The sequence below is a fragment of the Gracilibacillus boraciitolerans JCM 21714 genome (assembly GCF_000521485.1).
Taxonomy (GTDB): Bacteria; Bacillota; Bacilli; order Bacillales; family Amphibacillaceae; genus Gracilibacillus; species Gracilibacillus boraciitolerans.
Genome location: NZ_BAVS01000007.1, coordinates 52,873 through 65,198, shown reverse-complemented (window position 1 = coordinate 65,198; position 12,326 = coordinate 52,873). Strand labels below are relative to the sequence as shown.

Sequence of the window (12,326 nt, the reverse complement as noted above, 5' to 3'; positions counted from 1 at the left end):
TTGCACCCCTTTGGTTTATTTGCTATATTTTGTTTTCATTAATCTTAGGGAATTTAATACTACGATTAGTGTTGCGCCCATATCTGCGAAAATTGCTAACCACAGGGTCAACCAGCCGGGAATGATTAACAATAGAGCTAGAAGTTTTAAACCTAGTGCAAAGAATATATTTTGTTTGATAATTGTCATCGTTTTTCTACTCAGCGCAATAGTATATGGAAGTTTTTCTAAGTCATCTGCCATTAATGCAATATCAGCTGTTTCTAATGCCGTATCTGTGCCTGCCCCACCCATTGCAATACCAACTGTCGACGCGGCTAATGCGGGAGCATCATTCACCCCATCACCTACCATCGCAATCTTACCATATTGGTTACGAAGATCTTTAATCTCATTCAATTTATCTTCCGGAAGAAGTTCAGCTTTGGTTTCCGTTAAACCTAATTGATTTCCTATTGCTTCACCCGTTGCTTTATTATCTCCTGTAAGCATAATCGTTTTTTTAATACCAATCTGATGAAGATTTCGAATAATCGCTATGCTCTCTTTTCGCACTTGATCAGCAACTGCTATAAGACCAATGATTTGCTGATTTGTCCCTAATAACATCACGGTCTTTCCTTGTGTTTGCAAATCACCAATCTGTTGATGTACTTCATTGCTAATCGTTAGTATTTCTGTAAATAAAGATGGACTCCCGATAAAATATTCTTTATTTTCAATAATTGCTTTAGCACCTTTCCCTGTAATCGATTGAAAATCACTTGCCATATACTTTTCAGCCTGATCATTTTTTGCTTTTCGAATAATGGCCGAGGCAAGAGGATGGGTTGAAAATGACTCAATCGCTTGAGAAATTCCTAAGATTGCTTTTTCATTCATTCCGGATAAAGCGATAATATTGGTTACTTCAGGCTTACCCTCTGTCAGTGTACCTGTTTTATCAAACGCAATGGCATTCAATTTGCCTGCTTCTTCTAAATGGATACCACCTTTTATTAATACACCCCTTCGTGCCGCATTTCCTATCGCAGTGACAATCGCTACAGGAGTGGAAATAACCAGTGCGCATGGGCAGCCGACTACAAGCACTGCCAATCCTCTATAAATCCATTCCGACCAGATACCTCCGATCAATAACGGCGGTAAAATCGCTACGAATAATGCAATTATCATAATAGCAGGTGTGTAATATTTGGCAAATTTATCGACAAATAACTGGGAAGGTGCTCGTTCAGCTTGTGCTTCTTCTACTAAATGAATAATCTTCGCAATCGTTGTATCTTTTACCAGTTTCGTCACTTTAACTGTAAGAGATCCTTCTTCATTTAATGTACCTGCAAAGACTTCATCATTTAGCGTTTTATAGACAGGAATGGATTCGCCAGTAATCGATGATTGATTAATAGATGATTGTCCTTTTATTACAATTCCGTCCATCGCAATCTTCTCACCTGATTTGATAATCATAATATCGTCTACCTGAATATCCTCTACATCCATTTCTATTAATTCATTGTCTCGGCTTATCGTAGCACGATTAGGTGCGATATCCATCAGTGATCGAATCGATTGCCTTGCCTTATCCATCGAATAACCTTCCAATGCCTCACTTAATGCAAATAGAAAGACAACTACAGCACCTTCTCCCATTCGCCGATAATGGCAGCACCAATAATAGCAATCGTCATCAATGTTTTCATATCAAATTGAAGCTTGGTTAAATTTTTCAAACCTACCTTAAATAAATCATAACCACCAATAACAATCGACAATCCGAATAAACCAATCGTTATAGAACTTTCCTCTCCAAGGTTAAAAGAAAAGACATATCCAATAATCAAAAAAACAAAGATACCATCGTTGTTAGATTGGAACGTTTATGCCAAAAAGATTCTTTTTTTCAGATCTTTTCTCTCTTTCAGGTCGAACTTTAATTCCATCAAATGCCCCCCCGCTTGTTCCAGCTGTTCAACCGACGCATTACCTTGTACGGTGAGTTTGGATGCACCAAAATTCAACTGAACGTCTTCAACTGACGGTATATCGCGTATATTTTTTTCAAACTTTGCTGCACAATTTGTGCAAGATAATCCCTGAAGCCTGTATACATTTTTATTTTCTTCCATTTTGATCACCTTCTTTTGCATGGGTCATAGCAAGTGATACTAATTGTTGTACATGATCGTCTTTCAAGGAATAAAACACTAATTTTCCTTCCTTTCGATATTTTGCTAATCCCATGTTACGCAATAATCGTAGATGATGGGAAGCGGTAGCCGTAGTAGAATCAATAATATTTGCTACATCACAAACACATAACTCCTTTTCTAATGTTAAAGCATAAGCAATTTTAACTCGTGTCGCATCTGCCAATGCCTTAAATATTAACTCAACACCATTGACCTTATTCAACTGAGGTTGAATACGATTTACCTTTTCTTCATCATAACAAAAGGTATCACAGGTATCTTTCACATCATTTATTAACTTTTCAGCCATTATTATTCACCTTCATTCAAATATTCATTTGATTATCAGTTTATAGTTGCATAGAAAAATAGTCAATTTATATACTCAAATAATCTTTTGAATATATGACTATGAAATTATCATATGAAGAAAATAAAAATTGGTTAATGATTTTTGGTCATTAAAAAAACCGGGGAAGCCGCCCGGTCCATATTACTAACATAGGTACTGTGCTCTAACTATTATGTAAAAATTCTGAATTGAATAAACCGTAATATCACCGCTACGGCTTGCCCACTTCGCTTTCCAAGGGGGCGTGATCCCTTAGGAGTCGAAGTGGCCGCCTACGCTAAATCATGCGCTACAACCGGGGTAAGTAGAGATATGACGACTTTTATTTCATATTGTTAATAAACCTCGACAAGTCAGCTGTCACAAACGTTGTAGAACCACTTTATAGCGGAGGCCGTCCGCTTCCACTCCTGTGGCATCCGTTTTCCCTGAAGATCCACTTTTTGAGCGGTTTGTGCTCGAAAAAGTTAGCTGAAGGGAAAACGCCACGGAAAGGGAAGGGGGGGGCAGCCGAAGCGATTTCCTTGCACACGATTACTCTCATAATAAATAATATAACCAATCTACTACATCTTCATTTATGTCACATTTAAAGCGGGAATCGGATACCAAAATGCTGTAATACCAATGGTTATATACTTTCTTACCTTATAAAAAAACCACCAATTATGTATTGGTGGAGACGGTGGGAGTCGAACCCACGTCCACGGATATCGGCACTCAGGCGTCTACACGCATAGTTGGTATATTCGCGTATTCGCTGACTCTTCTGCCTACCAACAGGCGTCCGAGCAGCTAGTCTGATTAGTCTCTTCTACAAATCCACAGACGGAGGATAGTAGCGTAGCCCACTAATAAGTGAGACCCTTCAATCTACCACGTGGGCAATGGTAGGAAGGATCCTTTAGCAGTGCTTACGCAGCTGCTAAAGAGTAATTGTTTTCTTTGCCAGTTATTATTGGCGATAACGTTTTACGAGTCGTAACCTCGACGCGCAACCTGAGCTCGATCTATCCCTGTCGAATCCGGAACGTCCCCCCCATTTTAAAATAGGCATACGGACAAAAATATTCAAGCTAATCTTACTATTCAATTATAGATGTCCTGCCGATATATTCATTATAACATAAGACAAACAGAATTCAAGATTTTGAAACTGGTAATTATTAGTTAAGTCGATCTTTAATTGCTCGATCCATATCACGTTTTGCCTGCTTTTGTTTCAAGTCTTCTCGTTTATCATATTTCTTTTTCCCTCTAGCTAAGCCAATTAAAACCTTTGCAAAGCCATTTTTAATGTATATTTTTAATGGAATAATCGAATAACCTGCCTGCTGACTATCTCCAATCAATTTATCAATTTGTTTGCGATGTAATAATAGCTTACGAGCACGAGTCGGATCGTGGTTGAAGCGATTACCCTGCTCGTAAGTTGAAATATGCATATTGTTAATGTAAGCTTCACCTTGTCTAATCGTAGCAAAGCTATCTTTTAAATTAACCCGACCAGCTCTGATCGACTTTATTTCTGTTCCTTGCAATATAACTCCTGCTTCATACGTTTCTTCTATAAAATAATCATGGTTTGCTTTTTTGTTTTGTGCTAAGACTCTTCCTTGACTTTTTTCCATATCCGTTCCTCCTACTGTTACCGTAAAACTAATTTTAACAAAAAAATGAGAAACGTGCTAATCCTTTATAATGTTTAGCAAGAAAAATAGAAAAGTCAGAAGGCTTTTCTATTTTTTCTTTTTCTTCCTACCGGTGTTTTTCCTTTTTCCACCATTAGATTTTTGAGATTTTTTTGCTGTCTTTTTTAGTCCGGTTTTATCACGCTTAGCTTCAATTACTTTACCCTGCTTTTGTGGTCGATTCCTTCTCGGCTTCATCCCCCCAAAATCTCAAAATCAACCGCACGTTCATCCAAGTTAACCTGCGCCACTTTAACCGTAATCGCATCGCCTACCTGGAATACATTACCGGTTCGTTCCCCCCCAATCATAGCATAGGCACGTTCGTCAAAATGGTAATAATCATCCGTCAGATAACTTACATGTACAAGTCCTTCTACGGTGTTAGCAAGTTCAACAAACAGACCAAAGTTCGTTACAGAACTTATAACACCCTCATACTCTTCGCCAATTTTATCTTGCATATATTCTGCTTTTTTCAAATCATCTACTTCGCGTTCTGCATCAACGGCTGCACGTTCTTTCAAAGAAGAATGCTTCGCTATTTCAGGTAAAAGATCTTTCCAATGATTACGTGTAGTTGCATCTAATTTCTTTTCTATTAAGTAAGTACGAATTAAACGATGCACAATTAAATCAGGATATCTTCTAATCGGTGACGTGAAATGCGTATAAAATTCTGTCGCTAAACCGAAGTGCCCAATTCCCTGAGCATCATATTTAGCTTGTTTCATCGAACGTAACATCAGCTTCGATATAATCATCTCTTCATCTGAACCTTCTACTTTTTCCAAGACTTGTTGTAATGCTTGTGGATGGATTTCATTTGAAGTACCTTTAACAACATAACCAAATCTTGCAATGAATTCAAAGAACGATTGCAGTTTTGCAGGATCCGGATCTTCGTGAATACGATGAATAAACGGTACATCCATCCAATGAAAATGCTCTGCTATTGTTTCATTTGCACACAACATAAATTCTTCGATTAATCTTTCTCCGACAGATCGCTCACGAATCACTACATCAATTGCTTTTCCTTCTTCATCGACCATGACTTGTGCCTCTTTAAAGTCAAAATCAATCGCACCACGCCCGAATCGGTTTTTACGTAATACTGCAGCAAGATCTTCCATATTCTGAAACATTGGAACAAGATTATTATATCGTTCGATCGTTTCAGGATTTTTGTCAGCTAATATCTTATTAATCGCTGTATAAGTCATACGTTCTGTAGTATTGATCACCGCTTGGAAAATTTCATGATTAACGACTTCTCCGTTACTGGTAATTTCCATATCACAACCAAGTACAAGTCGATCTACTTGAGGATTTAATGAACAAATACCATTTGATAACCGATGAGGAATCATAGGAATGACGCGATCCACTAAATAAGCACTTGTTCCGCGTTCAAATGCTTCCCGATCCATAGGTGTGCCTTCTTTTACATAATAAGTTACATCTGCAATATAGACACCTAATTTATAGTTACCATTATCTAATTTCTTGACCGTTACAGCATCATCTAAGTCTTTTGCATCTGCACCATCAATTGTAACAATCATTTCACCTCGTAAATCACGTCTATCTTTCAGCTCAGCCTCTGTTATTTCCTCGGAAATATTCTCAGCCTGTTCCAATACATCTTGCGGAAAATCAATCGCAATGCCATTTTTATATATAATCGATAAAATATCCATACCAGGATCATTTTTATGACCCAGAATCTCTATCACTTTACCCTCAGCACTCTTGCGGCCTTCTGGATACTTTGTTATTTCAACAATGACTTTATGCCCTTCAACCGCACCCTTTGCTTCACTCTTTGGTACAAAAATATCATGAGGAATTCGCTTATCGTCTGCTATCACGAACCCAAAAGCTCCATTGTCATCATATGTTCCAATAATTTCTGTCGTATTTCGTTCAATAACGCGGACAACAATACCTTCTGAGCGTTTTCCATCATCATCACGCCGATCAACTCGAACAAATACTTTATCACCATTCATAGCTGAAGCTAAATCGGCATGATTAATATAAACATCCTCCATTGCTTCGTCCTCAGGTAATAAGAAAGCAAACCCCCCCTTTGCATGCATTTGGATCGTACCGCGAATTAGATTCATTTTTTCCGGTAATCCATAACGATTTTTACGAGTGCGAATTAATTCTCCTGTTTCTTCCAGTTTATTTAATGACTTCATTAATTCTTTGAATTGATCTGAGCCATCTAACTCGAGTACTTCTTCTAATTCCTGAACAGATAGTGGCTTTGTTGCATTTTCTTTAAAATAATCAGATATTTGCTGTTGTAAATCCTTCATATTGTACTCTTCACCTCTTTTTTCTTTTTTCATAGTATGGCTATTACCAATCAAGTGATGCGAAAAATTCTTCAATATCTTCCTGTACCTGATCTTTAACGTTGCTAAACGTAAGTGCATGTCCAGCATTTTTATACCAGATTAACTGTTTATTATTTGATGCAACATGTTCATAAATATAATTAGCACTTTCCGGATTAATCATTTGATCCTTAGAAGCCTGTAATACTAATATTGGTGTATATAGCATGTCTACATTTTCTTTAACATCTGTTATCGATCTTTCAATTTGTTGGAATAACTCTTTTGATTCATTTAACAAATCTGTTACTTCTTGTTCAATTATGTCTTCCTCTTTTTTTTCAAGTTGCTTATATTCCTTAGCGAATTGACGGAATCCCACCGTAAGTTGTTCTTCATTATCAAAAAACATGGGACTACTCATTGTTACAACGCCTTTAATTGGATTATTACATGCTAACTTAAGTCCTAATACACCACCTAAAGATAAACCTGCTACTGCTATTTTTTGATATCCTTTCTCTTGTAAATATTTGTAAGCATACTGAACATCTTCCCACCATTGGTCTGCAGTCGCACCAATTAAGTCCTCTGGTGATTTACCATGTCCACGGTAAATTGGTGCATAACATGTATAACCTTTACCGTTCAAGTATCTTCCAAGCATTCGCACGTCAGCCGAATGACCAGTGAATCCATGTAATAGTAATACCGCCCGATCATCCCCCCCTTTAAACATAAAAGATTCTGGTTGTTTTATTTTCATTTCAAATATATCCTTTCCAATTAAAATGAGACTGTTATAAATGATTATATTTATCATTTTAGATTTAATTTCCTCTATCTGCAAGTATGACAAATAGATAGAAACAACAAAACTGTCATCCCTAAACCAATTAGCATCCTTGCTAAACAATTTGGGAATGACAGTGATCCAATTTATTCGTTATGTGATATTAAATTTATAAGAAATTCTTTCCATACTTAGTTCAGCATTAAGAAGTCTTTTTACGCATTTTTACTACAGCAATTAATAATATAAAAAGCATGCACAGTAGAAAAATAGAAAGAGGCGTTGAAAGCAGATATTGCCATAATGCTTTTTGCTGTGCATCTGCAATCGTCATCGAACGGACTAAGTTCGTTTCTATTAATGGTCCTAATACTACACCAATAATTGCTGGTGCTAATGGCACATCAATCTTTTTAAAAGTAGCACCTAAAATCCCAATCACAATAGCTATCAAGACATCAAACAAGCTATTTCTAATACTATATGCACCAAATAATGCAAATACAAGTACGACTGGAATGATAAATTTAATGTTTATTTTTAAAATATAAGAGAAATATTTAATACCGAAGGCACCAATTATAGTCATGGCTACCACGGTGAACAGCATGCCGTATAAAAAGCTGTATGCCACATCAGGACGGTTCACAAAAAGATCTGGCCCTAAAATAATACCATGAATGATCAATGCACCAGCTATAATAGCTGTTGTCGGACTTCCAGGCACACCTAAAGCCAATAGTGGTACAAGCGCACTGCCTACTGTGGCATTGTTTGCTGTTTCCGCTGCAATAATTCCTTCTGTATTACCTTTTTCAAAGGTTTCAGGATGCTTTGATGAACGTTTAGCTTCCCCCCCATAAGAAAGAAAAACTGCTAAAGTAGTACCGACACCTGGCAGCAATCCAATACATGTCCCGATAAATCCTGCTTTCACAACTAGAAATTTATGTTTAATAATATCTTTCATGACTGTCATTCTGGTAATCATTTGATCTTTATATTGAATTGCTTCATTAGGTTTTTTTCCAATGTTATGAAACATCTCAGCAAAACAGAACAAACCTAACACTAATGGCACCACACCGATTCCGGCACGAAGATTTACACTATCAAAGGTAAATCTTTCTGTGGCTGTTGCCGTGTCAAGACCAATTGTTCCCAGGAATAAACCAAACAATGCTGCAAAAAGCGATTTATAGATATTATTTCCTGTTAATGCACCAATAATAATTAAGCCGCTCATTGAAACAAAAAACATTTCAGCAGGTCCAAATTTTAAGGCAAATTCTGCAAGTGGAGGTGTAAAGAATATCAGTACAAGGACCCCCGACAAACCCACCTAACATACTAGAAAAAATCGAATAATATAACGCTTCTTTCGATCTCCCTTGCTTTGTTAATGGATACCCTTCCATCGCTGCAGGTGCTGCAACTACATCCCCGGGTACATTTAATAATATCGCCGTAATCGATCCACCATACATACCACCCATATAAATACCACCTAAAAGCAATATACCTAATTGCGGCTCAAGTGTAAAAGTAAGTGGGAGTAATAATGATATCCCAACTGCTCCATTTAGTCCTGGTATTGCGCCCACAAAGATCCCTATTAAAACTCCGACAAATGCTACAAGAAAGACACTTGGAGAGAGAATTTCAGCAAGTATTTGTAAATCCAATTCATACACATCCTTCAAAAATAGAGGCTGCTGCAAAAGTAAAAACTCCTTTTGAAACAGCCACATACTTAATTTTGATAATGATTTTTAGAAATCATCAGCATTTTTTTCAATGATTGGTAAAATTGTTTCGTTTGATTTTTTAAGATATTCTGTAACATCTTCATGATTTAAATAACGGTAAGGTGTACCTACCTCATCAAATTTTTGTTTAATTTCATCACCTTGACCTAGTTCATTTAATGCTTCTGTCAATACCTTTACTACTTCATCAGGCACACCTTCTGGAGCAACAAGTACTCGTGATACACCTAATTGAAGATCAAAACCTTGTTCACTAAAAGTTGGAGTGTCAGAAAACATTTCAATACGTTCTTCTGCTGCATATGCAAGTGCCTTTCCACCTTGTGGATTTAATTCTTGTTCTGCAGTAATGGAAGAAGAAGCACCATTCACATGACCACCCAATAAAGCATTAATTAAATCTCCTCCACCTTCATAAGCAACAGGAGTTGTTTCAATTCCAGCTATATCATTAAATGCTAAAACCATTAATAATCCTAACGCACCTGACTCCCCTACAGTTAATTCACCAGGATGATCTTTTGCATAGCTGACAAAGTCTTCTAAATTTTCAAATTCGCTATCTGGACCCACAAATAATGCGTGTGGCACATCGTCAAAAGCTGCTAAGTATTTAAAACTGTCAAACGTAAAATCAGTATTTACTGTATTTTCTAGTACAACGTTATCTGGATAACCAAAGACACCTAATGTATAACCATCTGCCTCGCATTCGCCATTTCAGAAATACCGATTTCACCGCCAGCACCATCTCTGTTTACTACATTAACTTGCACACCAAGTTTTTCAGATAATGGTTCTGCTAAAATTCTTGCTACTGTATCTCCACCACCACCAGCGCTATAAGGAACAATGATTTGAATTGGTTTAGATGGATAATCTGATCCCGATTCTTCATTTGTACTTTCTTCTTCCGTGTTTTCTTCATCAGTTGTTGTTTCCTCTTGTTGATCGCCTGCTGTTTCTTCACCATTTCCACATGCTACGAGTACGAAACCAATCATAATCAATAATAAAAATAACGAAAACTTTTTAAACATAAAAATTGACACTCCTTTTTAAAATTATTTTTATGTAGGCATACTTATGTATCCCCTTCCTAAATGCACACCCCCTTATCCATAATATAAATATCTCAACAGTGAGTACTATCTTAAAGTCCCACCGTAGATCACAAAACCTATTAAAATATAAGCCTGATTGTTCTGCCCTTTTCTACTCTGTTTTATTGAATGCTTGAGTAAAATTTTCCCGTGGGCTATAGGTTTGTAGATTTAATTAAAAATTAATAAGTGATCCCGACGGCGTCGGCAGTCCAATAAGAATCGTGAATAATACATACATGACACCGACTGCAACTCCTGAAAAAAGTAAACTTTTTCCAAAATGTTTTAGCGTTATTTTACTTTTATCTGATAAATAAGTATGGTACGTATAAATCACGATAATTAACAAGAAGGATGTAATATAATATCCTACTATAGTTATCAGAAAATAGGCTCCAATCATCAATAATCCCGGAATAGCTATTTTAGTGACAAACATTTTAAAAGTAAGTGTAGTATTATTTTGGTAATCTTCCCCCCCTTTATTATGTGCCACCTTTTTTCTAATAAATTCATCAATTATCAATAGAATACCGGTAATCCCAATAGCTACTACGATAATTGTAGGAAATAATGCAGCATCATGCTCTTCAATGTTTAATGTTTCTTTATAGGCAAATATAGAAAACAGAATTAATACAGCACCAAATATATAATTGGACAAATCCCCCCCTTTCACCTCCTTAATAATCGATAAATAACTTTAATAATGTTTCAACAAGAGATTACGCTTTCATTTCCCTATCACTTCTCATTTATTTTTTTAAGAAAAGGAGTAATGAAAGTTTAATAATGTGCTTGTTTTAATTTGCTTACTAAGTATATAAAAAAATTTTTATTTTTCAACCTTATTTTAGAAAAAAAATTTTATTTTTAATTATTTGCATTTACAGAAAGTTATTAACTCCTTGTTATGTATACACTAACCCACAATTAGTGCACATAAAGAAGATTATGCTTTAATATGAACGTGGAATATCGAGGGTGATTTTTGAAGCTTTTGCATAAAAAAGCCACTCATTAGAGTGACTTTTTTATATATAAAGTGAGGCTATGATGAATAGTGATTTCACAGTCGAAAAGCATCGAAATAAAGATGATTCCTATTCCTTCACTAAGTAATTTTTCAACTTACCAAAGGTTTGTTTTACCACATTATCTTTTGAACTCATAACATTAGCATAAATAGAATCTATTAAACTTAATTGGACAATTCTAGAAATAGTCTCATTGGGATCATTTTCTGAGTAATTCATTGTTGTTGTTTTTAAGACTACATCTGCTTTTTTTTGCAATTTTGCATTCGACTTATTAGTGATCACGATAACTTTAGCTTCAGTAGCTTTCACTTCATCTAGTACTTTATTAAATTGTTCCTCAGAACTAGACTGGGAGATTAATATTGCAACGTCATCCTTACGAAGCATAGTGGCTGCTTTTAATTGCATATGCAGATCTGAATAGGAAGCCGTATTTAATCCTGAATCCATAAATTTATGTTGTGCATCAAGTGCGACAATACTAGAGCTTCCAAATCCGTAAAAATGGACCTGACCCGCATTTAACATATATTGTACAGACTTTTTTATTAATCCGAAGTCCATTACTTTTATCGATTCTTTAAACATACGAATATTTTGATTGAATATTTTTTCCGTAATATTCTCTTCATCATCTAATTCTTCTATTTGATCCTCTACAATACCTTTAACAGAATCTGATATCTCGGATACAATGGCGATTTTCATCGCTTGATAGCCTTTATACCCCCCCATTGTTTTAGTAAATCGAAACACACTGGAAATAGCTATATTTAACTCGCCTGCCACTTCATCTATTGTTTTATGAACAAAGCTATCGGGAGCAGCAATCACATAATCAGCTATCTTTTTTTCCGTTTTGCTAAAACTGTCATATTCCTGTTGAATTCGACGTAAACAATTCTGAGGCTGTGTCACAGCTTTCACCTCTGGATAGTAATATTTTCTTTTATTATAAAACTTTTTGGAGAAAAAGAAAATCTTTTTACTTACTTTTTCGAAATTTTTTCTTTTTTAGGTGATTAAAAAAAA

General features: G+C 35.9%; 10 protein-coding genes, 1 other RNA gene and 2 pseudogenes. All 13 read right to left on the bottom strand.

The genetic code is table 11. The features are described from left to right. Positions 1-15: 15 nt before the first annotated feature. The 13 genes and pseudogenes from JCM21714_RS06790 to JCM21714_RS06750 all read right to left on the bottom strand — a co-directional run bounded on the left by JCM21714_RS06790 (position 16) and on the right by JCM21714_RS06750 (position 12,221). Positions 16-2,129 (bottom strand): annotated as a pseudogene (locus JCM21714_RS06790) (heavy metal translocating P-type ATPase). Continuing rightward, entirely contained in the window at positions 2,116-2,502 is a 387-nt protein-coding gene (locus JCM21714_RS06785) for an ArsR/SmtB family transcription factor (protein WP_035722877.1), read from the bottom strand. The pseudogene JCM21714_RS06790 and the gene JCM21714_RS06785 overlap by 14 nt, the downstream one beginning before the upstream one ends. A gap of 716 nt (positions 2,503-3,218) precedes the next feature. Beyond that, positions 3,219-3,582, bottom strand: a transfer-messenger RNA (tmRNA) gene (gene ssrA, locus JCM21714_RS19135). A gap of 128 nt (positions 3,583-3,710) precedes the next feature. After that, the gene (gene smpB, locus JCM21714_RS06780) at positions 3,711-4,175 is read right to left on the bottom strand and encodes an SsrA-binding protein SmpB (protein WP_035722875.1); all 465 of its coding nucleotides are present in this window, start codon (positions 4,173-4,175) and stop codon (positions 3,711-3,713) included. A gap of 108 nt (positions 4,176-4,283) precedes the next feature. After that, on the bottom strand, positions 4,284-4,433 hold the full coding sequence (locus JCM21714_RS20085) for a hypothetical protein (protein ID WP_158413480.1): 150 nt from the start codon (positions 4,431-4,433) through the stop codon (positions 4,284-4,286). Further along, complete coding sequence (gene rnr / locus JCM21714_RS06775; RefSeq protein WP_369403490.1) at positions 4,430-6,598, bottom strand: ribonuclease R; 2,169 nt, start codon at positions 6,596-6,598, stop codon at positions 4,430-4,432. Before rnr ends, JCM21714_RS20085 begins: the two co-directional genes overlap by 4 nt. 10 nt (positions 6,599-6,608) lie before the next feature. Next, positions 6,609-7,352 carry an alpha/beta hydrolase gene (locus JCM21714_RS06770; protein ID WP_035722931.1) on the bottom strand — a complete coding sequence of 248 codons (744 nt, stop codon included), beginning with the start codon at positions 7,350-7,352 and terminating at the stop codon, positions 6,609-6,611. A 229-nt stretch (positions 7,353-7,581) separates the two neighbouring features. Further along, positions 7,582-8,715 (bottom strand): tripartite tricarboxylate transporter permease, encoded by a 1,134-nt coding sequence (locus JCM21714_RS06765; RefSeq protein WP_268748307.1) that lies wholly within the window; start codon positions 8,713-8,715, stop codon positions 7,582-7,584. Further along, positions 8,642-9,100, bottom strand: a complete 459-nt coding sequence (locus JCM21714_RS22885) for a tripartite tricarboxylate transporter permease (RefSeq protein WP_268748306.1) — start codon at positions 9,098-9,100, stop codon at positions 8,642-8,644. The genes JCM21714_RS06765 and JCM21714_RS22885 overlap by 74 nt, the downstream gene beginning before the upstream one ends. A 51-nt stretch (positions 9,101-9,151) precedes the next feature. After that, positions 9,152-9,793: pseudogene (locus tag JCM21714_RS23850) on the bottom strand (tripartite tricarboxylate transporter substrate-binding protein); the annotation flags it as partial. Positions 9,794-9,834: 41 nt separating this feature from the next. After that, positions 9,835-10,188: a tripartite tricarboxylate transporter substrate-binding protein gene (locus tag JCM21714_RS23845; RefSeq protein ID WP_052000446.1), complete on the bottom strand. Its 354-nt coding sequence runs from the start codon at positions 10,186-10,188 to the stop codon at positions 9,835-9,837. 238 nt (positions 10,189-10,426) lie between these two features. Beyond that, positions 10,427-10,918 (bottom strand): tripartite tricarboxylate transporter TctB family protein, encoded by a 492-nt coding sequence (locus JCM21714_RS06755; RefSeq protein WP_035722873.1) that lies wholly within the window; start codon positions 10,916-10,918, stop codon positions 10,427-10,429. 439 nt (positions 10,919-11,357) lie between these two features. Further along, complete coding sequence (locus tag JCM21714_RS06750) at positions 11,358-12,221, bottom strand: MurR/RpiR family transcriptional regulator (RefSeq protein WP_084040612.1); 864 nt, start codon at positions 12,219-12,221, stop codon at positions 11,358-11,360. Positions 12,222-12,326 lie beyond the last annotated feature (105 nt).

Excerpts from the sequence above, each read along its gene's own strand:
- JCM21714_RS06785 (WP_035722877.1), bottom strand. The coding sequence starts at position 2,502 with ATGGCTGAAAAGTTAATAAATGATGTGAAAGATACCTGTGATACCTTT.
- smpB (WP_035722875.1), bottom strand. The coding sequence starts at position 4,175 with ATGGAAAAAAGTCAAGGAAGAGTCTTAGCACAAAACAAAAAAGCAAAC.
- JCM21714_RS20085 (WP_158413480.1), bottom strand. The coding sequence starts at position 4,433 with ATGAAGCCGAGAAGGAATCGACCACAAAAGCAGGGTAAAGTAATTGAA.
- rnr (WP_369403490.1), bottom strand. The coding sequence starts at position 6,598 with ATGAAAAAAGAAAAAAGAGGTGAAGAGTACAATATGAAGGATTTACAA.
- JCM21714_RS06770 (WP_035722931.1), bottom strand. The coding sequence starts at position 7,352 with ATGAAAATAAAACAACCAGAATCTTTTATGTTTAAAGGGGGGGATGAT.
- JCM21714_RS23845 (WP_052000446.1), bottom strand. The coding sequence starts at position 10,188 with ATGTTTAAAAAGTTTTCGTTATTTTTATTATTGATTATGATTGGTTTC.